The following is a 24,341-nucleotide window of genomic DNA, read 5'->3' as shown; positions in this document are numbered from 1 at the left end:
AGGCTCAAGGGCCTCATCGCCGGCAAGCCGGCTCCTACTGGGACGGTGTTCGGCCTTAATTGAACGGTATAGGGCACTTGCCCAACTTGCCACAACCGGTCAGGACTTCCTGGCCTGCTGATACAACGGCATCACCTTCGGAATCGCCGCCTCCAGCGAGGCAATACGACTGGCGGATGCCGGGTGGGTACTCATGAATTCCGGCGGTGCGCCTTCAGCCGCCTTGCTCATCTTGTTCCACAGGCTGATGGCCGCGTTCGGGTTGTAACCGGCACGGGCCGCCAGCTCCAGGCCGATCAGGTCCGCCTCGTTTTCGTTGGCCCGGCTGTTGGGCAAGGTCATGCCGTAGTTGGCCACGGTATCGGCCAGCGCCAGGCTGTCCTGCCCCAGGCCGAACAAGGCACCCGCGCCCTGCTTCGCCATCTCGATCCCATACGCCCTGGACATCGCCTCACGCCCGTGCTCGCGCAAGGCGTGGGCAATTTCATGCCCCATCACCGCGGCAATCTCGTCGTCGCTCAGCTTCAACTGGTCGATCAAGCCGCTATAAAAGATGATCTTGCCGCCAGGACCGCAGTTGGCATTGAGCTCGTCGCTCTTGATCAGATTGACCTCCCACTGCCATTGCGCCGAGTCCGGACGGAAGGTCGGCGCCTGGGCGATCAAGCGCCTGGCAATCGCCTGGACCCGCTTGGCATTGGCGCTGGTCTTGTCCAGAACGCCCTTGCCGCCCGCCTCGCCCAGGGTCTTCTGGTACGACTGGGCGTACATCTGATCGACTTGCTGGCTCGATAACAGGCTGAACATGTACTGCTTGCGCTCAACCCCGACCGCACCACCGTTGGTGGTGTTAACCGCCTGGCACCCGCTCAACAGCAAACTCGCGCTCAACGCGCCCAACACCCAAGCTCTAGCCATGAATACTCTTCCTGAAAACTGCGGCTATCCTAGGCGGCGAATTGTATCGGCGCCAGATACAACTGACACGCAGTACATCAATTTCAGATACATCCCGCCTTTCTCGCAGGAAAATATTCATAAACCCACGACGACATCAACCGCAATGTGATCAATAGTGGCCAGGTAGCGAATGAAGTGGCGGGCTGCGCCGACGAGTCGAGCGCAGCCCGTGCGCAATGACCAAGCCGGCGCCTACAGGTACCGTGTCGGTCGTTGGTGCGGCTCAAGCGGTCGGCAGCGTGCCTCATCCCGGCGTCAGGCACTCCGGCGCATTGAGCTTCGGATCATTCACCAGGTTGGCCAGCACCCGCTCACGCAAAGGTGCCTGGGGACTGGCCAGCAACGCCTGCAAATCCGTCATCGAGGTGTCTGCGGACAACCAGGCCTCCTGCTCCGCCGCATCCAGGATCAGCGGCCGTCGCTGATTCGACGCCGCCTGGGTCACCACCGCGGTGCTCAACCAGACATGCCCAGCCACCGGATAGGCCTCCCAGATCGCCGCGAAAAACAGGCTCGAACCTTCCGCCGGCGTCAGCCAATAAGGCCGCTTACGCTGGGTGCCGCGCCATTCGTAGAAACCGTTGGCCGGCAACAGGCAACGCCGCTCGCGGAATGCCTGGCGAAACATCGGCTGCTCGGCCAGGGTTTCGGCGCGGGCGTGGGCCGGGGTCTTCGACAGATCGGTCAGCCAGGCCGGGGTCAGCCCCCAACGGGCACGGGCCAGCTCACGCTGCCCCTCGGCGGCACGCAGAATCAGCACCGAATCATTGGGAGAAATATTCCACTGCGCCTGCTGGTCGGCGGGAAAGCCGGGCAAGGCCGCGAAGGTGGGGTTCCAGCGAAACAGGGCATAACGTCCACACATGGGGCAATACGGCTCTTTTCAAAAACTCGGGACTAGGTACACGCGGTCCGTGTAGGAGCCGGCTTGCCGGCTCCTACAGGGTTCGCGGCGCAGTGAGGAATCGTTCACGCGCATTCAACATTGCGCACACAGGCTAACAGACCAGCACATCCGGAAAGCTATCCGGCTCGTCACCGGCCATCGGCAATGCCGCATTGTACGCGGCGATCAACGCCCGCGCGGATTGCGCCTGGTCATTGTCCACCGCCAGGGCCAGCAGGCCGAAAATCGGCAACTCGCCCGCCCCACCCAGCAGGTCACGCCCCACCAGATGCGCCTGAATCCCTTCACTGGCGAGCATGCCTTGCAACAACTCGCCTTCCATCAGGTTTTCCGGCTCGTAGATACGCTGCATAGGGAGGCCCTCATCACTCGTTCTCGCTGTAAACGTCGAGCATCCATTCCTCGCCATCGGTCTGCAGGACAAAGGTAATTGGCCGACAGCACACCGCGCAGTCCTCGATATAAGTCTGGTCGCCGCCGGACAGGTCCAGCAGCGCCTCACCGATTTCACCGCAATAGGGACATTCGTAACGCTCAGTTTCCAGCATCGCGGCCTCCGAAGTGACTTGTGCGTATAATCGCCGGTCTATTTGCCAGGCCATTTTATGTCTGGGCTTTATTTTCCAGACCGGGCTTTGTTATTTATCACTCAAACCTCTACTTACCCTAGCCGTTTCCAACAAGAGAGCATGATGGGCGAATTCGATACCATCCGACCTTACGACGACAGTGAAGTACCGGCCGTCATGGCCCGGCTGTTCCGCGACCAGGCGTTTCTGGATATCCTCACCCACTTCAGTTTCCCGCGTCTGGCCGGTGCCTTCGGCTGGCTGCTCAAACCGCTGATCGCCTACCGCCTGCGCCGTGAATTCGCCGGTGTGACTTCGGTCGCCACCTTGCAGGACAAGGTCGAGGTCTACGTCGACCGGACCATCGAGCACGCCACCGACGGCGTCACCTACACCGGCGTCGAACAGTTCAAGTCAGGCCAGGCCTACCTGTTCCTGGCCAACCACCGGGACATCGTGATGGACCCGGCCTTCGTCAACTACGCCGTGTATCACGCCGGTTTGCCCACGCCGCGCATCGCCATCGGCGACAATCTGCTGCAAAAGCCCTTCGTCAGCGACCTGATGCGCCTGAACAAGAGCTTTATCGTGCACCGTTCGATCGCCGGACGGCGGGAAAAGATGGCCGCCTATCAATTGCTCTCGGCCTATATCAACCACTCGATCCGCCACGACTGCCAGTCGATCTGGATCGCCCAGGCCGAAGGACGGGCCAAGGACGGTGACGACCGTACCGAGTCGGCGATCCTGAAAATGTTCCACATGAGCCGCAAGGACGAACCGTTCGCCGAGGTCATCCGCTCGCTGAACCTGACCCCGGTGTCCATCAGCTACGAGTACGACCCCTGTGACCAGGCCAAGGCGCGCGAGCTGTATATCCGCGCCACCACTGGCCGCTACACCAAGGCACCGGGCGAGGATGACGTCAGCATCGCCAAGGGTATCACCGGCTACAAGGGCCGGGTACATGTGAACTTCGCCGCGCCCCTGACCGGCGAGTTCGAGGACACCAAGGTCCTGGCCACGGAAATGGACCGGCATATTCTCGAAGGTTATCGCCTGTTCCCGGTGCACTACCTGGCGTATGCCCAGTGGAGCGACGCCGATCCGCAATTGCCGGTGCCCGCCGCCGCCCAGGTGTTCCCCGCCGACGAACTGGCCAAGGCCCAAGCGCAATGGCAGAGTCGCCTGGACGCCTGCCCGGTCGAGCACCGTCCCTACCTGGTGCAGCAATATGCGACACCAGTGCGTAATCAGTATCGGGTCAAAGCCGGCCTGGCGCTTTAATAGCAACGCTTATAAACAACAACGGCGCCCACGGGCGCCGTTGTTGTTTCTGTTGGTCGGGTTAATTTCCGTTGTCACCGGAACGTCACCTTAACAAGCCAGTCTGTCGCCCCTCGATAGCCCACGGAGCTTGTCATGCTGCACGCAGAGAACCAGGATCGTCTTTATCTGATCGCCCCCAGCGACGAACAGGAGGCGCTGGTGGACGCCATGTCGTTCAACGTCCAGGACCGCCATTGGCTGGTGTATTGCGCCCTGGGCGGGCACCAGCACGCCGACCTGCCGGAAGCCGATCTGCTGACCGGGGTCAGTGTGCTCGATCTTTATGTGGAGGCGGCGTGAGGTTGCCACGCCAAGCCTTTGGGTGCCCTTGAGGGCCCCATCGCCGGCAAGCCGGCTCCTACAGGTTATTCGCTCAGCGCTTGGCCGATTTTCGGGTCCTTGAATACCCGGGTCAGCGCATCGCTCAACACGTCGCTGATCAACTTGGTGTTCGCCTCTTCGTTCGGCGCCATGCCGAAACGCTGGTTCAAGGACGCTCCGTAGCTACCGCTGTAACGACGGTTGGCGTTGGTCACGTCAGAGCGGAAGTTGGCGCCGATGGTCGCCTCGGTCACATACATGCCTTCCTTCGGCGACTGATAGGTCAGGTCGGACAAGGTCACGGTCAGTACCGGCGCGTTCATCGCATTCGGCGTCGGGGTAAAACCCAACAGGCGCACGGCCGCGTCGGCCTGGGCCTGCAGTCTCGGGATCAGGTCGGCACCTTGCACGGTAATGGCGCTGGTTTCAGGGTACAGGCCGCCCCGCGTGCCCAATACCGGCGAGCGACGACCGTCCACCACCCGCACCACCACCGGCTGGCCATGGCCGACCGGCGCCAGCTGAGTCGTGAGCGTGGGCTGCGGGCTGAGTTGTTGCGGGCTGTTGGCACAGCCGACAAGCGTCAAACTGGTTACAGCGATCAAACCGAACAACAGGCGTTGCAACATGCTCATCTCTCCAAGGACCAGGCATCATTCAAGCACTGAGTATAGCGGGGCCCGGGCGTCGCTAACCAGCACCGCCACTGCTTGCTGAAAAGTCTGACAAGCACGCCCGGCCGGCGTTCCCGTCACACGCCTGTCACACCGGCCTGCGACCCTGCCCACGGGCTCTGATCGACGCCGTTGCCCGGCATCTGACCAGATGCCGAATAAAAGTCATTAAACACGACCATTTTTCCCCGTTTCTTAGTTACAATCTCACCCCGATTATAAGGACGTCTCCTGATCGGGCCTCGCAGCACCGCCAATGCGCTTGCATCGGCACCTTCGTACTGCCCACAGAGAGCCGCCCACACAGATCGAGTGAAGCCGGCGAGCTTGCTGTTACCTGCGCAAACCACCGTTTTCAGCGAATCTGCCAGAGCTGCCCTTGTGCTCGCTCACTGAGTTGTTGGCCCGTGCCGCCTGCCCTTCCCGGCGGGTATTCGCACTGCGGGCCCGGTGACAGACCGCGGCAGCCCTTTTTTGAGGTTCACGTCTTCAAAAGAGCGTGAAAAAACGGGTTTTCACAACTTCACGAGAGTGTGGCGAACAAATGAATAGTTTCGCGTCTGAACAGGCACCATCAGCGTCCCCAACGACCTCATCACACAGGACCCGATACACCCCGACAGGTGCTTGACGCCTGTTCGCTTACGGATTTGGTTGCACGAATCGGACGCTCTTGACCATAAGTCGAATTGCCCGTGTTGCCCACACATGCGTTCATACGCACCTTGGGCCCACCGGCAGCGTCCGCTGAAGTTGCAAGAAATTGCGAAGAATCGGACATGGCCATCCTGGTCGGGTCATTGCTGGGCTAACGTTAAACGAGCCCCGCCCATGCCCGGCAGCCATGCCGTCAATGTGGTGCTGCAGATTTTGGAGACGCGTTAATGGCGCATAACGAAGCAGTTGATGTGGTCCTGGTTGGGGCCGGCATCATGAGTGCCACCCTTGCGGTGCTGCTCAAGGAGCTCGACCCCGCGATCAAGCTGGAAGTCGTCGAGCTGATGGATTCCGGTGCCGCGGAGAGTTCCAACCCGTGGAACAACGCCGGTACCGGCCATGCCGGGCTGTGCGAGCTGAACTACACGCCGCAGGCGGCTGACGGCTCCATCGACATCAAGAAAGCCGTGCACATCAACACCCAGTTCGAGGTGTCGAAGCAGTTCTGGGCCTATCTGGCCCAGAAAGGCACCTTCGGTTCGTGCAAGTCCTTCATCAGCCCGGTGCCGCACCTGAGCTTCGTCCAGGGCGACAAAGGCGTTGAGTTCCTCAGGAAACGCTTTGAGGCCCTGCATCCGCACCACGCCTTCACCGAGATGGAATACACCGAAGACCGGGCGAAGATGGCCGAGTGGATGCCGCTGATGATGCCGGGCCGGCCGGCCGACGAGGCGATTGCCGCGACCCGCGTGATGAAAGGCACCGACGTCAACTTCGGGGCCCTGACCAATCAGTTGCTCAAGCACCTGACCAGCGCCCCCGACACCCAGGTCAAGTACTGCAAGCGTGTCACCGGCCTCAAGCGCAACGGCGCCGGCTGGACCGTGAGCATCAAGGACGTGAACAGCGGCAACAGCCGTGACGTCGATGCCAAGTTCGTCTTCCTCGGCGCCGGCGGCGCGGCACTGCCGCTTCTGCAGGCTTCGGGCATCGAGGAAAGCAAGGGGTTCGGCGGCTTCCCGGTGAGCGGCCAGTGGCTGCGTTGCGACAATCCGGAAGTGGTCAAGCATCACCAGGCCAAGGTCTACAGCCAGGCCGCCGTGGGTTCGCCACCGATGTCGGTGCCGCACCTGGACACCCGCGTGGTCGACGGCAATAAGTCGCTGTTGTTCGGGCCTTATGCCGGTTTTACCACCAAGTTCCTCAAACACGGCTCGCTGATGGACCTGCCGCTGTCGGTGCGGGCCGGCAACATTGGCCCGATGCTGGCCGTGGCCCGCGACAACATGGACCTGACCAAGTACCTGATCAGCGAAGTGATGCAGTCCATGGAGCAGCGCCTGGAATCCCTGCGCCGCTTCTACCCGGAAGCGAAAGCCGAGGACTGGCGCCTGGAAGTGGCCGGCCAGCGGGTGCAGATCATCAAGAAGGACCCGAAGAAAGGCGGCGTCCTGCAGTTCGGTACCGAATTGGTTTCGGCCAAGGACGGCTCGTTGGCCGCCCTGCTCGGTGCCTCGCCGGGCGCTTCGGTGACCGTATCGATCATGCTCGAACTGATCGAACGCTGCTTCCCGGAAAAGGCCAAGGGCGAGTGGGCGGCCAAACTCCATGAAATCTTCCCGGCACGGGAAAAGGTCCTGGAGACGGATGCGCGGTTGTATCGCCAGATCAACGCGCAGAACAACGTCCGCCTGGAACTGGTTGAGCCGAGCAGCGAGACCGAAAGCTACGCTTGAGGTGAGCGCTGACAAAAAACGCCCCGCCCTTCGGTTGAAGAGCGGGGCGTTTTTTTGCTCGGGGTTTAACGAAAATCCGCGTTATCGTTCATCGCGAGCAAGCTGGCGCCTACAGGAACGGCGCCGAACACGAAATGTCGGTTCGCCGCAGCATTGTAGGAGCAAGCTTGCTCGCGATGCAGGCGACGCGGTCTTGAACCTTACCCGCGAGCGTTGTCGATCAACTCGATATAGTCGCCGGCATTGCGCTGGTCGCGGATCAGGCTCACGAAGTCCTGGCCGTGCTCGTCCTTGCCGTCGAGGTCATAACCGGCTTCCTTGAAGAACGCCAGGAAGCGCTCGAAATCGTCGATACGCAGGCCGCGGTAGGCCTTGATCAGCTTGTGCAGGGACGGCGAGGTGGCGTCGACTGGCTCGAAATCGAGAAACAACTTGATCTGCGCATCGCCGATCTCGTCACCAATCACCTGTTTCTTATCTTTGCGCATTACCGGCTCCAGCCAACAGACATTACACGGGGCAGGCAGTTTACCCCCGCCTCTGCTCCGGTCTCAACGAGTAGTAACTGATCCGGTCCGCAAGTGCGCCAATGGCTAAACCCCGAGCATAAAAACTGTGCTCCCAACCGCTCATGTGGCGTCTAGCAGCATGTAGCCCCGCAACCCGGCGGGAAGTGACTGCGAGCCCGAGCATGCAAGCGCTGTTGAACGAAATCCTCGATGAAGTCCGGCCATTGATCGGCCAGGGCAAAGTGGCCAATTACATTCCGGCGCTGGCCGATGTGCCTGGCAATCAGCTGGGTGTTGCCGTGTACAGCAACGACGGCGAGCTGTTCCAGGCCGGCGATGCGCAGACGCCGTTCTCGATCCAGAGTATTTCCAAGGTCTTCAGCCTGGTGCAGGCGATCCATCACTCCGGCGAAGCGATCTGGGAGCGACTGGGCCATGAGCCCTCCGGGCAGCCGTTCAACTCACTGGTGCAGCTGGAGTTCGAACGCGGTCGCCCGCGCAATCCGTTTATCAACGCCGGTGCCCTGGTGATCTGCGATATCAATCAATCGCGTTTCGCCGCGCCGGCACTGTCGATGCGCGATTTCGCCCGGCGCCTGTCGGGCAATATGCAGGTCATGGTGGACGGCAAGGTCGCCGAGTCGGAATACCAGCACCGGGCGCGCAACGCGGCCATGGCCTATCTGATGCAGTCGTTCGGCAATTTTCACAACGATGTCGAAGCCGTGCTGCGCAGCTATTTCAGCCACTGCGCCCTGCGCATGAACTGCATCGACCTGGCGCGGGCGTTCGGCTTCCTGGCCAATGACGGATTCTGCAAGCACAGCGGCGAGCAGATCCTGACCCGCCGCCAGACCCAGCAGGTCAACTCGATCATGGCCACTAGCGGGCTGTATGACGAGGCCGGGAATTTTGCCTATCGGGTCGGCTTGCCGGGCAAGAGCGGTGTCGGCGGTGGGATTGTTGCGGTGGTTCCGGGGCGCTTTACCGTGTGCGTGTGGGCGCCGGAGCTGAATGCGGCTGGCAACTCGCTGGTGGGGATGGCGGTGTTGGAGTTGCTGAGTCAACGGATCGGTTGGTCGGTGTTCTAAAACAGCCTAAGCCTTGGTTGCCGGTAGACAGCCCGGCCAACACGCCCCCTCCCTGTAGGAGCCAGCTTGCTGGCGATTGCGATCTGGCAGTCGATATTGTTGTCGTCTGATATACCGCTATCGCCAGCAAGCTGGCTCCTACAGTGATTGCGATCTGGCAGTCGACATTGTTGTCGTCTGATATACCGCTATCGCCAGCAAGCTGGCTCCTACAGGGTTGATGGCGTCGCTGAGGCCTCAGGTGATCGGCGCCGGATTGAACAAGGTAATGTCGTTGTGCAGCTTGTGCTGCTCGGCCCAGGTCCGTTTCCGGCCGCTGGCGACATCCAGGTAGTAGTTGAACAACTCCCAACCCAGGTCCTCGATAGAAGCCCGTCCGGTCGCAATCCGCCCGGCATCGATATCGATCAGGTCCGGCCAGCGCTGCGCCAACTCGGTACGGGTCGAGACCTTCACCACCGGGGCCATCGCCAGCCCATAAGGCGTGCCACGCCCGGTGGTGAACACGTGCAGGTTCATCCCGGCCGCCAGTTGCAAGGTACCGCAGACAAAATCACTGGCCGGCGTCGCACAGAAGATCAGGCCCTTGCGCGTAAAGCGCTCGCCCGGACCGAGCACGCCGTTAATCGCGCTGCTGCCGGACTTGACGATGGAGCCCAGGGACTTCTCGACAATATTCGACAACCCGCCCTTCTTGTTCCCCGGCGTGGTATTGGCGCTGCGATCGGCCTCGCCCTTGGCCAGGTAGCGGTCGTACCAATCCATCTCGCGCACCAGCGCCTCGGCCACCGGCAGGCTTTCCGCCCGCGAGGTCAGCAGGTAGATCGCATCGCGCACTTCCGTGACTTCGGAAAACATCACCGTCGCCCCGGCCCGCAACAACAGATCGGACGCATAACCCAAGGCCGGGTTGGCAGTGATCCCGGAAAACGCATCGCTGCCGCCACACTGCATACCGAGAATCAACTCCGACGCTGGCACGGTTTCCCGACGCCGCAGATCAAGTTTCTTCAGACGGGTTTCCGCCAACGCCATGATCTGCTCGATCATCTCGGTAAAACCATGGCTGGAATCCTGCAGCCGATACAACCACGGCTCGCTCAGGTCCACCGAGCTGTCGCCCTCGTGCATCACCTGGCCGGCCTGCAACTTCTCGCAGCCGAGGCTGATCACCAATGCTTCGCCACCCAGGTTGGGGTTGCGCGCCAGGTTGCGCACGGTGCGAATCGGGATATAGGCGTCGGTCGCGGTAATCGCCACGCCGCAGCCATAGCTGTGGGTCAACGCCACCACGTCATCGACATGCGGGTACTTGGGCAGCAGTTCGTCCTTGATGCGCTTGACCGCATGGTCCAGCACCCCGGTGACGCACTGCACCGTGGTGGTGATACCGAGGATATTGCGCGTACCGACGGTGCCGTCGGCATTGCGATAACCTTCGAAGGTGAAGCCTTCAAGCGGCGCCTGGGCCGTCGGCACATCGGTGGACAACGGCAGGCTGTCCAGCGGCGGCGCGGTGGGCATGCGCAACTGATCTTCCTTGACCCAACTGCCCTGGGGAATCGGCAGCAACGCATAACCGATGACCTGGCCGTAGCGGATCACTTCGCCACCCTCGGCGATATCCACCAGCGTCACCTTGTGGCTCTGGGGAATGTGCTCGCGGGTCACCAGGCCGTCCGCGAACTCGGTGCCGGCCGGCACACCCTGGTCATTGACCACGATCACCACATTGTCCCGCTCGTGCAGGCGGATGTAGCGCGGCGAGTCGGAATGTTCAATCAACTGCATGACGCCGCTCCTCAGGAATGGGCTTGGGACAGACGGGGTTCGCTATCGTGCTTGGGGCCGGCCGGTGGCTCGCGCAGTTCGACCCGCTTGATCTCACCGACGATCACCACATAGCTGATCACCGCCAACAGCGCATTGGCGCCGACAAACACCAGAGCCCACTTGAACGAACCGGTGGCGCTGATGATGTAGCCGATTACGATCGGCGTGGTGATGGAAGCGATATTGCCGAACATGTTGAACAGACCGCCACTCAAGCCGGCAATCTGCTTCGGCGAGGTATCGGAAACCACGGCCCAACCCAGCGCACCGACCCCCTTGCCGAAGAACGCCAGGGCCATGAAGCCCACCACCATCCATTCGATATCGACGTAGTTGCAGGCGACGATGGTGGTCGAGAGCAACAGACCGCCGATAATCGGCGCCTTGCGGGCGAAGGTCAGGGAATGGCCGCGACGCAGCAGATAATCGGAAATGATCCCACCCAGCACGCCACCGATAAAGCCGCAGATGGCCGGCAAGGAGGCGATGAAGCCGGCCTTGAGGATGGTCATGCCACGTTCCTGCACCAGGTACACCGGGAACCAGGTCAGGAAGAAATAGGTGATGCCGTTGATGCAGTACTGGCCCAGGTAAACCCCGAGCATCATGCGGTTGCTCAGCAGTTGGCGCACATAGTCCCACTTCGGACCGCCGCCGGCGGCCTTGCCCTGGTCCATGTCGACCATGCCGCCGTTCTCGGCAATATGGGTGAACTCGGCGTCGTTGATCATCGGGTGCTGGCGCGGGCTGTGGATAACTTTCAGCCAGATCAGCGAAAACACCACGCCCAGGCAACCCATCACCAGGAACACATGCTGCCAGCCGAAGGTGAAGACGATCCAACCCATCAGCGGCGCGAACAGCACGGTGGCGAAATATTGCGCGGAGTTGAAGATCGCCGAGGCGGTGCCGCGTTCAGCGGTAGGGAACCAGGCCGCGACGATGCGGGCATTACCGGGAAAGGATGGCGCTTCGGCCAGGCCCACCAGGAAGCGCAGCATGAACAACGCGACCACGGCGGTGGAGACACCGAACTCGCCGACATAACCTTGCAGGGCAGTGAACAGCGACCAGGTGAAGATGCTCAGCGCATAGACCTTCTTCGAGCCGAAACGGTCGAGCAGCCAGCCGCCGGGAATCTGCCCGAGCACATAGGCCCAGCCGAAGGCGGAGAAGATATAACCGAGGGTGACGGCGTCGATGCCGAGGCTTTTTTGCAGGCTGGAGCCGGCAATGGCGATGGTGGCACGGTCGGCGTAGTTGATCGTGGTCACCAGGAACAGCATGAACAGAATCAAATAGCGGACGTGTGTCTGCTTGGTCGCTTGCATGTAGATGTACTCCCACTCTTTATTTTTTTACGCGGGTAAAACATTCAGTGATGTACCGCACGGGGCTTCAGGCAAGGGCCCCGTGCGGGTAAAGCGGGTTACGAACCGATGTAGCTGGTCTTGACCACGGTGTAGAACTCCTGGGCGTAGCGACCTTGCTCACGGGAACCGTAGGACGAACCTTTGCGCCCGCCGAACGGCACGTGGTAATCCACGCCCGCGGTCGGCAGGTTGACCATCACCATCCCGGCCTGGGAGTGGCGCTTGAAGTGATTGGCGTACTTCAGCGAAGTGGTGGCGATACCGGCGGAGAGACCGAACTCGGTGTCGTTGGCCATGGCCAGCGCGGCTTCGTAATCGGCTACGCGAACGATGTTGGCCACCGGGCCGAAGATCTCTTCGCGACTGATGCGCATCGAGGCTTCGCTGTCGGCAAACAGCGTTGGCGCGAGGAAATAGCCCTCGGTATCGCAGGTCACCAACTCACCGCCGCAGACCAGGCGCGCGCCTTCGGACTGGCCGATGGAGATGTAGCTCAGATCCTGTTCCAGTTGCGCCTGGGACACCACCGGACCGATATCGGTACCGCTCTTGAGGGCGTGACCGACCTTGATCGAACGCATGCGCTCGGCCATGGCCTCGACGAACTTGTCGTGAATCCCGGCGGTGACGATCAAACGGCTGGACGCCGTGCAACGTTGGCCGGTGGAGTAGAACGCACTCTGCACCGCCAGCTCGACGGCCTGCTTGAGGTCAGCGTCGTCGAGGATGACCTGGGGGTTCTTACCGCCCATCTCCAACTGCACCTTGGCCTGGCGCGACACGCAGTTGACCGCGATCTGCCGGCCGACGCCGACCGAGCCGGTAAAGCTGATGCCGTCGACTTTCGGGCTGTTGACCATGGCCTCGCCGACCAGCCGGCCGCTGCCCATCACCAGGTTGAACACACCGGCCGGGAAACCGGCGCGGGAAATGATTTCCGCCAGGGCCCAGGCACAACCCGGCACCAGTTCGGCCGGCTTGAGTACCACGCAGTTGCCGTAGGCCAGGGCCGGAGCGATTTTCCAGGCCGGAATCGCGATCGGGAAGTTCCACGGGGTGATCAGGCCAACCACGCCCAACGCTTCACGGGTCACTTCGACGTTGACGCCCGGACGGACCGACGGCAGATAATCGCCGGACAAACGCAGGCATTCACCGGCGAAGAACTTGAAAATATTGCCGGCACGGCTGACTTCGCCGATAGCCTCGGGCAGGGTCTTGCCCTCCTCCCGGGCCAGCAGGTTACCGAGCTCTTCGCGACGGGCGAGAATTTCCGCACCGACCTTGTCCAACGCATCGCTGCGGGCCTGGATGCCGGAGGTGGACCAGGCCGGGAACGCCTCACGGGCGGCGTCGATGGCCGACTGCACCTGGGCCAGGTCCGCCTTGGCGTACTCGCCAATGACATCGGACAAATCCGACGGGTTGATATTCGCCGAATACTCGGCACCCGCGACCCACTGGCCGCCGATGTAGTTGTCGAAACGCTTTGCATCTGCCACGGAAAACCTCCTGAACCGAAAAAGCCGCTGATTGCTCAGCGGCCTGGTTTATTCGTTGTTACTGCGCGCCTTGCTTGTCGATCAGCGCGGCCAAAGCGTCGTATTCATCCGGCAGCAGATCGGTCAGCGGCGTGCGCACGGGACCGGCGTCATAACCGACGATCTTCGCCCCGGCCTTGACGATACTCACCGCGTAACCGGCGCGACGGTTACGGATATCCAGGTACGGCAGGAAGAAGTCGTCGATGATCTTGCTGACGGTGGCGTGATCGTCCCGGGCAATGGCGTGGTAGAAATCCATCGCGGTTTTCGGGATGAAGTTGAACACCGCCGAAGAGTAGACCGGCACACCGAGGGCCTTGTAGGCCGCGGCATAGACTTCCGCGGTGGGCAGGCCGCCCAGGTAGCTGAAACGATCGCCGAGACGGTGACGGATCGACACCATCAGTTCGATATCGCCCAGGCCATCCTTGTAGCCGATCAGGTTCGGGCAGCGCTCGGCCAGACGTTCCAGCAGAGGAGCGGTCAGGCGGCAGACGTTGCGGTTGTACACCACCACGCCGATCTTCACCGACTTGCACACGGCTTCAACGTGGGCGGCAACGCCTTCCTGACTGGCTTCGGTCAGGTAGTGCGGCAACAACAGCAGGCCTTTGGCCCCCAGGCGTTCGGCTTCCTGAGCGTACTCGATGGCCTGGCGGGTCGCACCACCGACACCGGCGAGGATCGGCACGCTGCCGGCACAGGTATCGACGGCGGTTTTCACCACTTCGGAATATTCACTGGCTGCCAGGGAGAAAAATTCACCGGTACCGCCGGCGGCGAACAGCGCAGTCGCGCCGTAAGGGGCCAGCCACTCCAGGCGCTTGATGTAGCCAGCGCGATGGAAATCGCCCTGGGCATTGAAATCGGTCACCGGGAAGGACAGCAGGCCGGAGGAAAGGATGGACTTCAGTTCTTGTGGATTCATTATTCGAACACCCTGGAAAGCACGTTGTGATGAAAGAGACAGCGCAGGCTGGCTGATGTCGTACGTCATCGTACAACTTAAATAACAAAGGTCAACAGGAATCGCTCAACAGATCCCACAAGACTTTCCTTCCTTGATGTAGGATTTTTTCATCAAAGTTCAATTTTAACTGTATATCAATACAGCTATTTTGAACGGAAAAGACGACATATCAAGGAGCCAGACATGTCAGCCATCCAACAGCGCGCGCAGGACTTCCTGCTGCACGAAAGTGGTATTTGATGGGCCGGCGAAAGCCGCGAAATGGGCGGTGCGTGTGGATCGGACGATCCTGAGAAGCGTATAAAGCACCTGAATGTTAAGCACCTGAATGTGGGAGCGGAGCTTGCCCGCGAAGGCGGCCTTGAAGCCGCCAAAAGCTTCGCGGGCAAGCTCCGCTCCCACACAAGCTCAACCCCCACACAAGCTCCGTTCCCACAGAATCCGTATTTCAGGCTTTGATCGCTGATCAGCCCTTCTGCGCCTCGGCCTCTTCATGGGCCTGGCGCAACCGCTCGCGGCTATTGGTCAGATGCAAACGCATCGCTGCCCGCGCCGCATCGGAATCCTGACGCGCTATCGCTTCATAGATCTCTTCATGCTCACGCCCCAGCCGATTCATGTAGTGCTGCTGGTCATCATGGGCCAGCCGCGCCGAATTCAAACGGGTCCGGGGAATGATACTGGTGCCCAGGTGGGTCATGATATCGGTGAAGTAGCGGTTGCCGGTGGACAGGGCAATCTGCAGGTGGAACTGGAAATCCGAAGCCACCGCATCGCTGGCGTGGGCCGCACTTTCATTCAACGCATCCAGCGCCGCGCGCATCGCCGCCAACTGCTCGGTGCTACGGCGTTGCGCCGCCAACCCCGCCGACTCGACTTCCAGACTGATACGCAACTCCAGAATCGCCAACACATCGCGCAGGGTCACCACCGTCGCCGGATCGATACGAAAACCGCTGGGGCTCGGCGTATCCAGCACAAAAGTGCCGATGCCATGGCGGGTTTCCACCTGCCCGGCCGCCTGCAGGCGCGAGATCGCCTCGCGCACCACCGTGCGGCTGACACCATGGGCCTCCATGATTGCCGACTCGGTGGGTAACTTGTCCCCGCGCTTGAGCTGGCCGTCGCGGATCTGCTCGGAGAGCACCGTGACCAACTCCTGGGCAAGACTGCGGCGCTTTCGGGTCGGGCGAAGCCCGGCGCTCTGGTTTTCCATATCGAACATCTATCTCGGCTGAACGGCTGAGCGCGCATCATAGCTCAACCGGGTTGTACGCTCACCGTTGACTATGCGCTGACGGCCTCCTGAGTGACCAGGTGTCCGCGCTCGATACGCAGATGTCGCGGGTGGAACTTGTTCAGGCTGCTGCGGTGGCCGACACTGACAATACTCAAGCCTGGAATCTGATCGATCAGCGCCTGATACAACACGGCTTCATCCTCCTCGTCCATGGCCGCCGTGGCCTCGTCGAGGAACAACCATTGCGGGGTATAGAGCAGCGCACGGGCGAAAGCCAACCGCTGCTGCTCGCCCGGCGACAACATCCGCTGCCAGTGATTGCTCTCATCCAGCCGTTCGGCCAGGTGCGGCAGGCGGCACGTCTGCAAGACCTCCTGGTAACGCTCATCCGGGTAGGCATCACCGGACTGTGGATAACTCATCACCTCACGCAGGCTGCCAATCGGCAGGTAAGGCTTCTGCGGCAGGAACAGCGAGCGCCCGGCTGGCAAGCGAATGCTACCGGCGCCACGCGGCCAGAGATTACCCATGGCGCGCAACAGAGTACTTTTACCACTGCCGGAACGCCCACTGAGCATCAAGCGTTCGCCGGGGGCCACACTCATGCTCGCGCCAGTCAGCAAATGCCGACCGTCCGCCAGATCCAGGTTCAGGTTGCTCACCTGCAATGCCTCGCCCTGGCTCTGCACGTCAATGGCAGGCGCACGGCCTTCATTGTCGTCCATGGCCTGACGGAAACTCAGCAACCGGTCACAGGTCGCCTTCCATACCGCGATAGTGGAGTAAGCATCGATGAACCAGCTGAAGTTTTCCTGCACATTGCCAAAGGCCGAGTTGATCTGCATCAGCTCGCCGAGCTGGATCTTGCCGGCGAAATAGCGCGGCGCCGCCACCATGAAGGGGAAGATGATCGCGATCTGAGTGTAACCGGAGGTGAAGAACGTCAGGCGCTTGGTGACCCGCATCAGCGCCCAGTAGTTGGACCAGACCTTGCCGAAACGTGTACTGAGACGCTGGTTCTCATTGGGCTCGCCGTCATACAGGGCAATGCTTTCGGCGTTTTCACGCACCCGCACCAACGAAAAGCGCATATCGGCTTCAAAGCGTTGTTGTTGATTATTCAGTGGGATCAGGTGGCTACCGATCACCCGGGTCAACCAACTGCCGATGACCGCATAGAGGAAAGCGCACCAGAACATGTAGCCGGGAATGGTGACGCCAAAGACTTCGATACTTCCCGATATCCCCCAGAGAATGATAGAGAACGACACCAGACTGACCACCGTGCGAAACAGCCCCAAGCCCAGGGTCAAGGTGTCGCTGGTAAAGCTGTTGAGGTCTTCGCTCAGTCGCTGGTCCGGGTTATCGGTGTTTCCGCTCGCCTCCATCTGGTAGTAGTTCTTGTGTTCGAGCCAGCGTTTGAAATGCTGCTCGGTCAGCCAGCGGCGCCAACTGATGGTCAGCATCTGCGTCAGGTACAGCCGATAGACCGCACCGAGGATGGCAACCGCGGCAATACCGCAGAAATACAGGATCAGGTGCCAGAAGGCCTCACTGTTTTTCTCCTGCAAGGCGTTGTAGAAATCCTTGTACCAATTGTTGAACCAGACCGAAATGCCGACGCTGAATAGCGACAGGGCCACGACACTGATCAGCAACAACCAGGCCTTGCCCTTCTCTTCGCTACGCCAGTAAGGCGAGGCCAGTTGCCAGATCCTACGAAAAAAATGTCCTTTTACTGCATCGTTGACCGCGGAATATTCAGCGTTCTTAGTCATTCTAAGACTCGGTTGGCGTAAGAAATTTCACCAGCCGATCATAGATGATTCGCACGGGATATCGTGCGAATTGAAAGGATTCTGTTCAGCGCCGGTTCAGCGCCGCACCGGCCGTTTCTGTAATTTGCGCTGCAAGGTCCGCCGATGCATGCCCAGGGCGCGGGCGGTGGCGGAGATATTGCCTTCGTGCTCGGTCAGTACGCGCTGGATATGCTCCCATTGCAGACGATCCACCGACATCGGGTTTTCCGGCACCAGGGTGTCGAGATCGGCATGCTCGGAGAGCAAGGCAGCCAGCACGTCGTCGGCGTCCGCCGGCTTGCACAGGTAGTTGCAGGCCCCGCGCTTGATCGCTTCCACCGCCGTGGCGATGCTCGAATAACCGGTGAGGATCAGCACGCGCATCTCCGGATCGAGCTCCAGCAGCTTGGGCAGCAGCACCAGGCCGGAATCGCCGTCCATCTTCAGGTCCAGCGCGGCGTAGTCCGGCAGGTCCTGCTGGGCCAGGATCAGCCCCTCTTCGGCGGAACCGGCGGTGCTGACGCGAAAACCGCGGCGGCTCATGGCCCGCGCCATCACGCGGGTAAAGGTGGCATCGTCGTCCACCAGCAACAGGTGCGGCAGCTCCTCGCCTTCGACCTGGATCTCGTCACTCATGCTTCGTCTCCTCGGGCAACACGAGGCAGGCGCAGCTCGGTGAGCGTGCCACCTTCCTCATGACTGTAGAGTTTCACCGAGCCGCCGGCGCGTGTCACGCTGGCCTTGCTCAAGAACAGGCCCAGGCCGAAACCTTTGCCCTTGGTGGTAAAAAACGGTTTGCCGATCTGCTCGGCGATGGCCAGCGGCACACCGGCGCCGTGGTCGCGAATGCTGATGGTGAGGTTTTCCTCATTCCAATCCAGCCGTACTTCCAGCCCCTCGGGACAGGCGTCGGCGGCGTTGTTCAACAGGTTGAGCAAGGCCTGGGTCAGGTCCGCCGGCGGTGCCAGGCGCGGCACCTCGCCCTGACCCAGGCGCTGGAAGCGATAACTGGCTTCCGGGCGCATCAGGTGCCAACGGTTCAGCGCTTCGTCGAGCCAGACCGTGACATCCTGCATCTCCACCGCCAGCCGGCGATTGGCCTCGGCGGCGCGGACCAGTTGCTGCAGGGTCTGCTTGCACAGCTTGACCTGGTCCTGGAGCACGCTCAGGTCGTCCTGGAGCAGTGGGTCCGGATGGTCCTGGCGCATTTCCTTGAGCAGCACGCTCATGGTCGCCAAGGGCGTACCCAGTTCATGGGCGGCGCCGGCGGCCTGGGTTGCCACGGCCAGCAGTTGCTGGTCACGCAGGCCCTCTTCACGGCGCAAGGCACGCAATTCTTCCTGGCGGCGCAATTCCTCGGCCATCTTTGCGGCGAAGAAGGTAATCACCGCGGCGGCCAGGGCAAAGCTCAGCCACATGCCGTAGATCTGCAGCTTCTCACGGGAGATCGGGAAGGTTTCCAGCGGGTAGAACTGCACCAGCAACAGGGTGTACAGCACCAGCGCCGCGCCGGAGAGAACCACCGAATAGCGCCAGGGCAAGGTCACCGCGGCGATGGTCAGGGGCACCAGGTAATAGGAGACGAAGGGGTTGGTCGAACCACCGGAGAAATACAGCAAGGCGCTGTGGATAAACAGGTCGCAGGCCAGTTGCACGGCGTATTCGAGTTCGGTGACCGGCCAGGTGGTGCGCAGGCGCACCACCGTGAAGGCGCAGAGCACCATGGAACAACCCAGGGTCATCGCCAGTTGCAACCAGGGCAACGGCAGCAACTGGAACCAGTAGGCGATGCCCACGGAACCGGCCTGGGCGGCCAGCACCAGAATACGGATAAAGGTCAGGCGCCAGAGATTCTGACGGGTCGCGGACAGCAATTGAACGGGGGCGAGCATGAGCTCTCCTGATGAGTGCTCCAGGCGGATCGCCACGAGTATAACCAGCCGGGGGGCGGACAGGCGAATGTGCGGCAAACCGCCACAGCCGGCAAACACCGGTCCTGGGCAAAGGGCACGCGCTGCGGTGAAGGGGCTTGCCCTGATGCCATTCAGTTAAGGAAATGGAATATTGAAAACACTCTGTAACTGTGGGAGCGGAGCTTGCCCGCGAAGAACGATGACGCGGTGTACCTGCAAGACCGCGGTGCTCCCCTCGCGGGCAAGCTCCGCTCCCACAGTTTTTTGCGCATGAGGCTATTGTTGCACTCCCCCCATATGTGGAATTGATTAGTGGGATTTTTCGCACTCTGTCGAGTTGCCTGCCACCCGGTGGTTCTATATGTATTGAAGTTGTAACAACGCGAACCGGACAATCCCGGCGTAGTCTGATGCCTGCACGCGGGACTGCCCGACAAGACCCGCGCATCGAATCCCAAGGAGCTCTATATGCACTTCACGCGCCGCGCCGCCCTGCTCGCCCTCAGCCTCAGCACCCTTGCCAGCCTGCCGGCCCTGGCCGCCGAAGAGCCGCACTACAACCGGATTTCCCTACGCGCCGAAGCCAGCCAGGAAGTGGCCCGCGACCTGATGATCGTGACCCTCTATACCGAGGCGCAGAACAGCGATCCGGCCAAGCTCGCCGCCGACATCACCACCACCCTGAACAAGGCGCTGGGCCAGGCCAAGGCAGTCAAGGAGATCAACCTGCGCCAGGGCAGCCGTAACAGCTACCCGATCTACGACAACAAGACCCAGAAGATCACCGGCTGGCGTGAACGCGCCGAGCTGCGCCTGGAAAGCAGCGATTTCGCCGCATTGTCCAAGCTGACCGGCGATCTGATGCAGGACCTGAAAATGGACAGCATGGACTTCGCCATCTCCACCAGCAGCCGCAAGGCCAGCGAGGATGCCCTGCTCAAGGAGGCCATCGCCGCGTTCAAGGCCCGCGCCCAACTGGCCACCGATGCGCTGGGTGGCAAGGGCTACAAGATTGTCAGCCTGAACCTCAACAGCAACGGTTATCCACAGCCGTTCCCGCGTGGTGCGATGATGATGATGAAACCCTCGGCCAAGGAGGACGCACCAACGCCGGACGTGGAAGCCGGCAAGGCACAAGTCAACATGAATGCCGATGGGGTGATCGAGGTCCTGCAGTAATTACAGGTTCGCAGGCTGAACGCGCTCCTTTATAGAAGCTGGCTTGCTGGCGATGAGGCCCGTAAGCCTTGCATCGCCTGATCGGCCGTCATCGCCGGCAAGCCGGGCTCCTACAGGATTTGTGGCGTTTTCCAGAGCGAATTTTCTCAGTCGTCTCCATTAACTGTGGGCACCAAGGCCTCGATGGGGCGTGCTAGAGTCGGGCCTCTCCCCGCTCTATTACGCACCTTCGAGGCCTTTTAATGGAAAAGATTGCCTTCAAACCGCTGCTGCTGGCCGCCACCTTGCTGGCCTGTACACCCTTGGCCCAGGCCGCCTCGACCCTGGTCTACTGCTCCGAGGCCAGCCCCGCCGGTTTCGACCCCAGCCAGTACACCAGCGGCACCGACTTCGACGCCTCGGCTGAAACCGTGTTCAACCGCCTGGCCCAGTTCAAACGCGGTGGCACCGAGGTCGAACCCGGCCTGGCCACGAGTTGGGACGTTGCCCCGGACGGCCTGGCCTACACTTTCCACCTGCGCTCCGGGGTGAAGTTCCACAGCACCGACGACTTCAAGCCGAGCCGCGACTTCAATGCCGAAGACGTGCTCTTCACTTTCCAGCGCCTGCTCGACGCCAATCACCCGTTCCGCAAGGCCTACCCTTCCGAATCGCCCTATTTCAGCGATATGGACCTCAACACCACGATCAAGAACGTCGAAAAACTCGACGAGCAGACCGTGCGCTTCAACCTGAACCATATCGACGCCGCCTTCGTGCAGAACCTGGCCATGAGCTTCGCCTCGATCCAGTCCGCCGAGTACGCCGCGCAACTGCTCAAGGAAGGCCGCGCCGCCGACATCAACCAGAAGCCGGTGGGCACCGGCCCGTTCGTGTTCAAGCGTTACCAGAAGGACTCGCAGATCCGCTACGTGGCCAACAAGAACTACTGGAAACCCGAGGACGTCAAACTCGACAACCTGATCTTCGCCATCACCCCGGATGCCGCCGCCCGCCTGCAAAAACTCAAGGCCGGGGAGTGCCAGGTCAGCGGTTACCCGCGCCCGGCCGATATCGAGATCATGAAGCAGGACAAGAACCTGCTGGTGCTGCAACAACCGGGTTTCAACCTCGGCTTCCTCGCCTACAACGTCACCCACAAGCCCCTCGACCAGCTCAAGGTCCGCCAGGCCCTGGACATGGCCATCGACAAGCCGGCGATCATCAAGGCGGTCTACCAGAGCGCCGGGCAACTGGCGCAGAACGCCCTGCCGCCGGGCCAATGGTCCTATGACCCGAACATCAAGGACGCGCCCTACGACCCGACCAAGGCCCGCGCACTGCTCAAGGAAGCCGGCGTGGCCGAAGGCACCCCCATCGACCTGTGGGCGATGACCGTGCAACGGGCCTCCAACCCCAACGCACGGATGTCGGCGCAGATGATCCAGGCCGACTGGGCCAAGGTCGGGATCAAGGCCAATATCGTCAGCTATGAGTGGGGCGAATACATCAAGCGCGCCAAGAACGGCGAGCATGACGTCATGATCTATGGCTGGACCGGCGACAACGGTGATCCGGACAACTGGCTCGGCGTGCTCTACAGCTGCGCCGCGGTCAAGGGCAGCAACTACGCGAAATGGTGCGACCCGGCCTATGATCAACTGATCCAGAAAGCCAAGCTCAGCAGCAACCACGACGAGCGGGTCAAGTTCTACCAGCAGGCGCAGAAAGTCCTCAAGGAACAGGTGCCGATCACCCCGATCGCCAACTCGACGGTGTTCCAGCCGATGCGCCGGGAAGTGCATGACTTCAAGATCAGTCCGTTCGGCCTGACCCCCTTCTATGGCGTGAGCCTGGGCCAGTAACTCAACGCCCCAACCGGGTGCGCCCGACGCCCCGGTTGCTCGCTTGAAGTGCGCCCCGCGCACCTGAAAATCCCCTCGAAAGCTGACAAATGCGTCAGAATTTACACATATGCGACATTCCTGTACGTTCGTGCCACTCTTTGAGGCTTCGCACCGCTCTGCATCTTGCAATGGGTATGGGGCCTGCATAAGTATCGGCAGGTCGACTCACGAGGTCGTCCTCAAAACCAAAAATGACAACAAATCATGAGGCCACCATGCTTAAAAAAGCAGTCATTCCGTTTTTAGTCGGCGCAGGCCTCTTGGCCAGCGCACCGTTCGCCGTCGCTGCGACTAACCTGGTGTTCTGCTCCGAAGGGAGCCCGGCCGGTTTCGATCCAGGCCTGTACACCGCCGGAACCGACTTCGACGCCTCCGCGGAAACCGTTTTCAACCGTCTGAGCCAGTTCGAACGTGGCGGCACCGCCGTGATTCCTGGCCTGGCGACCAGCTGGGACGTGACCCCGGACGGCCTGAGCTACACCTTCCACCTGCGTGAAGGCGTCAAGTTCCACACCACCGATTACTTCAAACCGACGCGTAACTTCAACGCCGACGACGTGCTGTTCACCTTCAACCGCATGCTCGACAAGGACATGCCGTTCCGCAAGGCCTACCCGACCGAATTCCCGTACTTCACCGACATGGGCATGGACGGCAACATCACCAAGGTGGAAAAACTCGACGACAAGACCGTCAAGTTCACCCTGAAGACCGTGGATGCCGCGTTCATCCAGGACTTGGCGATGAGCTTCGCCTCCATCCAGTCCGCCGAGTACGCCGACAAGCTGCTCAAGGAAGGCAAGGCCAGCGACATCAACCAGAAGCCGATCGGCACTGGTCCGTTCGTGTTCAAGAGCTACCAGAAAGACTCGAACATCCGCTACACCGGGAACAAGGACTACTGGAAGCCTGAGGACGTCAAGGTCGACAACCTGATCTTCGCCATCACCACCGACCCGTCGGTACGTGCGCAGAAGCTCAAGAAAGGCGAATGCCAGATCACCGCCTACCCACGTCCGGCCGACATCGCCCCGCTCAAGGCCGACAGCAACCTGAAGATGCCTGAACAGGCCGGTTTCAACCTGGGTTACATCGCCTACAACGTGATGCCGGTCCTCAAGGGCCAGACCGCCACCAACCCACTGGCGGACCTGCGCGTACGCGAAGCGCTGGACATGTCGGTGAACAAGAAGCAGATCATCGAATCGGTTTACCAGGGCGCCGGCCAATTGGCTGTCAATGCCATGCCGCCGACCCAATGGTCCTATGACACCACCGTCAAGGACGCCAAGTACGACCCGGAAAAGGCCAAGGAACTGCTCAAGGAAGCTGGCGTCAAGCCGGGCACCGAGATCACCCTGTGGGCCATGCCGGTCCAGCGTCCGTACAACCCCAACGCCAAGCTGATGGCTGAAATGCTCCAGTCCGACTGGAAGAATATCGGCCTCAACGTCAAGATCGTCAGCTACGAGTGGGGCGAATACCTCAAGCGTGCCAAGGGTGGCGAGCAGCAAGCCATGCTGATTGGCTGGAGCGGCGACAATGGGGACCCCGATAACTGGCTGGGCGTGCTGTTCGGCTGTGACGCGGTCAACGGCAACAACTTCTCGAAGTTCTGCTACAAGCCCTTCGAGGACCTGATCAAAGAAGCCAAGTCGACTGCCGACCAGGCTAAACGCACCGAGCTGTACAAGCAGGCGCAGCACATCCTCAAAGACCAAGCCCCCTATACACCTATCGCGCACTCGACGGTGTACCAACCCATGAGCGCCAAGGTGCAGGATTTCAAGATCAGCCCGTTCGGCTTGAACTCCTTCTACGGCGTCAGCGTCAGCAAGTGAGGTTGCGCGA

The 24,341-nt window shown here is 61.0% G+C and carries 22 protein-coding genes and 1 pseudogene; 8 read left to right on the top strand and 15 right to left on the bottom strand.

The annotated features are described in order from the left end of the window. Positions 1 to 99: 99 nt before the first annotated feature. Positions 100 to 918, bottom strand: coding sequence for a M48 family metallopeptidase (locus tag AC07T0_RS07715; protein WP_495000604.1), 819 nt, complete (start codon positions 916 to 918; stop codon positions 100 to 102). 129 nt (positions 919 to 1,047) lie between these two features. Here AC07T0_RS07715 and AC07T0_RS07710 point away from each other — a divergent pair. Continuing rightward, positions 1,048 to 1,140: pseudogene (locus AC07T0_RS07710) on the top strand (hypothetical protein); the annotation flags it as partial. Between the two features lie 64 nt (positions 1,141 to 1,204). Here AC07T0_RS07710 and AC07T0_RS07705 read toward each other — a convergent pair. The 3 genes from AC07T0_RS07705 to AC07T0_RS07695 all read right to left on the bottom strand — a co-directional run bounded on the left by AC07T0_RS07705 (position 1,205) and on the right by AC07T0_RS07695 (position 2,415). Next, positions 1,205 to 1,825, bottom strand: a complete 621-nt coding sequence (locus tag AC07T0_RS07705) for an SOS response-associated peptidase (RefSeq protein ID WP_495000603.1) — start codon at positions 1,823 to 1,825, stop codon at positions 1,205 to 1,207. Positions 1,826 to 1,958: 133 nt separating this feature from the next. Next, positions 1,959 to 2,219, bottom strand: coding sequence for a putative signal transducing protein (locus AC07T0_RS07700; protein ID WP_495000602.1), 261 nt, complete (start codon positions 2,217 to 2,219; stop codon positions 1,959 to 1,961). A gap of 13 nt (positions 2,220 to 2,232) precedes the next feature. Next, positions 2,233 to 2,415, bottom strand: a complete 183-nt coding sequence (locus AC07T0_RS07695) for a CPXCG motif-containing cysteine-rich protein (RefSeq protein WP_495000601.1) — start codon at positions 2,413 to 2,415, stop codon at positions 2,233 to 2,235. A gap of 144 nt (positions 2,416 to 2,559) precedes the next feature. Between AC07T0_RS07695 and AC07T0_RS07690 the strand changes: the two genes are divergently transcribed. Together AC07T0_RS07690 and AC07T0_RS07685 are read left to right on the top strand one after the other, a co-directional pair. After that, a complete protein-coding gene (locus tag AC07T0_RS07690) occupies positions 2,560 to 3,723 on the top strand; it encodes a 1-acyl-sn-glycerol-3-phosphate acyltransferase (protein WP_495000600.1) in 1,164 nt (387 codons plus the stop codon). A 135-nt stretch (positions 3,724 to 3,858) separates the two neighbouring features. Then, a complete protein-coding gene (locus AC07T0_RS07685; RefSeq protein WP_495000599.1) occupies positions 3,859 to 4,065 on the top strand; it encodes a hypothetical protein in 207 nt (68 codons plus the stop codon). A 65-nt stretch (positions 4,066 to 4,130) separates the two neighbouring features. Here the strand turns inward: AC07T0_RS07685 and AC07T0_RS07680 are convergent, their stop codons facing one another. Continuing rightward, positions 4,131 to 4,715: a YajG family lipoprotein gene (locus AC07T0_RS07680; RefSeq protein ID WP_495000598.1), complete on the bottom strand. Its 585-nt coding sequence runs from the start codon at positions 4,713 to 4,715 to the stop codon at positions 4,131 to 4,133. A 929-nt stretch (positions 4,716 to 5,644) separates the two neighbouring features. Here AC07T0_RS07680 and mqo point away from each other — a divergent pair. Then, positions 5,645 to 7,153, top strand: a complete 1,509-nt coding sequence (gene mqo, locus AC07T0_RS07675) for a malate dehydrogenase (quinone) (RefSeq protein ID WP_495000597.1) — start codon at positions 5,645 to 5,647, stop codon at positions 7,151 to 7,153. A 200-nt stretch (positions 7,154 to 7,353) separates the two neighbouring features. On the opposite strand, the gene AC07T0_RS07670 is transcribed toward mqo, so the two are convergent. Then, positions 7,354 to 7,641, bottom strand: coding sequence for a PA4642 family protein (locus AC07T0_RS07670; protein WP_495000596.1), 288 nt, complete (start codon positions 7,639 to 7,641; stop codon positions 7,354 to 7,356). A gap of 203 nt (positions 7,642 to 7,844) precedes the next feature. Here AC07T0_RS07670 and glsB point away from each other — a divergent pair, with 203 nt between their 5' ends. Beyond that, positions 7,845 to 8,753, top strand: coding sequence for a glutaminase B (gene glsB, locus AC07T0_RS07665; protein WP_495000595.1), 909 nt, complete (start codon positions 7,845 to 7,847; stop codon positions 8,751 to 8,753). Between the two features lie 237 nt (positions 8,754 to 8,990). Here glsB and garD read toward each other — a convergent pair whose 3' ends face one another. From garD to AC07T0_RS07620, 9 genes are all read right to left on the bottom strand, one after another. After that, the gene (gene garD, locus AC07T0_RS07660) at positions 8,991 to 10,544 is read right to left on the bottom strand and encodes a galactarate dehydratase (protein WP_495000594.1); all 1,554 of its coding nucleotides are present in this window, start codon (positions 10,542 to 10,544) and stop codon (positions 8,991 to 8,993) included. Positions 10,545 to 10,555: 11 nt separating this feature from the next. Next, positions 10,556 to 11,917, bottom strand: a complete 1,362-nt coding sequence (locus AC07T0_RS07655; protein ID WP_495000593.1) for an MFS transporter — start codon at positions 11,915 to 11,917, stop codon at positions 10,556 to 10,558. Positions 11,918 to 12,015: 98 nt separating this feature from the next. Beyond that, the gene (locus tag AC07T0_RS07650) at positions 12,016 to 13,461 is read right to left on the bottom strand and encodes an aldehyde dehydrogenase family protein (RefSeq protein WP_495000592.1); all 1,446 of its coding nucleotides are present in this window, start codon (positions 13,459 to 13,461) and stop codon (positions 12,016 to 12,018) included. A 58-nt stretch (positions 13,462 to 13,519) separates the two neighbouring features. After that, positions 13,520 to 14,431 (bottom strand): 5-dehydro-4-deoxyglucarate dehydratase, encoded by a 912-nt coding sequence (gene kdgD, locus AC07T0_RS07645; RefSeq protein WP_495000591.1) that lies wholly within the window; start codon positions 14,429 to 14,431, stop codon positions 13,520 to 13,522. Between the two features lie 228 nt (positions 14,432 to 14,659). Continuing rightward, entirely contained in the window at positions 14,660 to 14,875 is a 216-nt protein-coding gene (locus AC07T0_RS07640) for a hypothetical protein (RefSeq protein WP_495000590.1), read from the bottom strand. 64 nt (positions 14,876 to 14,939) lie between these two features. Continuing rightward, complete coding sequence (locus AC07T0_RS07635) at positions 14,940 to 15,689, bottom strand: FadR/GntR family transcriptional regulator (protein ID WP_495000589.1); 750 nt, start codon at positions 15,687 to 15,689, stop codon at positions 14,940 to 14,942. Positions 15,690 to 15,760: 71 nt separating this feature from the next. Further along, positions 15,761 to 17,491, bottom strand: a complete 1,731-nt coding sequence (locus tag AC07T0_RS07630) for an ABC transporter ATP-binding protein/permease (protein WP_495000588.1) — start codon at positions 17,489 to 17,491, stop codon at positions 15,761 to 15,763. A gap of 96 nt (positions 17,492 to 17,587) precedes the next feature. After that, positions 17,588 to 18,148 (bottom strand): response regulator transcription factor, encoded by a 561-nt coding sequence (locus tag AC07T0_RS07625; protein ID WP_100941240.1) that lies wholly within the window; start codon positions 18,146 to 18,148, stop codon positions 17,588 to 17,590. Then, the gene (locus AC07T0_RS07620; RefSeq protein ID WP_495000587.1) at positions 18,145 to 19,404 is read right to left on the bottom strand and encodes an ATP-binding protein; all 1,260 of its coding nucleotides are present in this window, start codon (positions 19,402 to 19,404) and stop codon (positions 18,145 to 18,147) included. The genes AC07T0_RS07625 and AC07T0_RS07620 overlap by 4 nt, the downstream gene beginning before the upstream one ends. 489 nt (positions 19,405 to 19,893) lie before the next feature. Here AC07T0_RS07620 and AC07T0_RS07615 point away from each other — a divergent pair, with 489 nt between their 5' ends. The 3 genes from AC07T0_RS07615 to AC07T0_RS07605 all read left to right on the top strand — a co-directional run bounded on the left by AC07T0_RS07615 (position 19,894) and on the right by AC07T0_RS07605 (position 24,331). Beyond that, positions 19,894 to 20,604 carry an SIMPL domain-containing protein gene (locus AC07T0_RS07615; RefSeq protein ID WP_495000586.1) on the top strand — a complete coding sequence of 237 codons (711 nt, stop codon included), beginning with the start codon at positions 19,894 to 19,896 and terminating at the stop codon, positions 20,602 to 20,604. 242 nt (positions 20,605 to 20,846) lie between these two features. After that, entirely contained in the window at positions 20,847 to 22,448 is a 1,602-nt protein-coding gene (locus AC07T0_RS07610; RefSeq protein ID WP_495000585.1) for an ABC transporter substrate-binding protein, read from the top strand. Positions 22,449 to 22,705: 257 nt separating this feature from the next. Next, on the top strand, positions 22,706 to 24,331 hold the full coding sequence (locus AC07T0_RS07605; protein WP_495000584.1) for an ABC transporter substrate-binding protein: 1,626 nt from the start codon (positions 22,706 to 22,708) through the stop codon (positions 24,329 to 24,331). Positions 24,332 to 24,341: the final 10 nt, after the last annotated feature.

The organism is Pseudomonas sp. GW821-FHT04D07, assembly GCF_059420225.1.
This window is presented reverse-complemented; position numbering and strand designations above follow the sequence as displayed.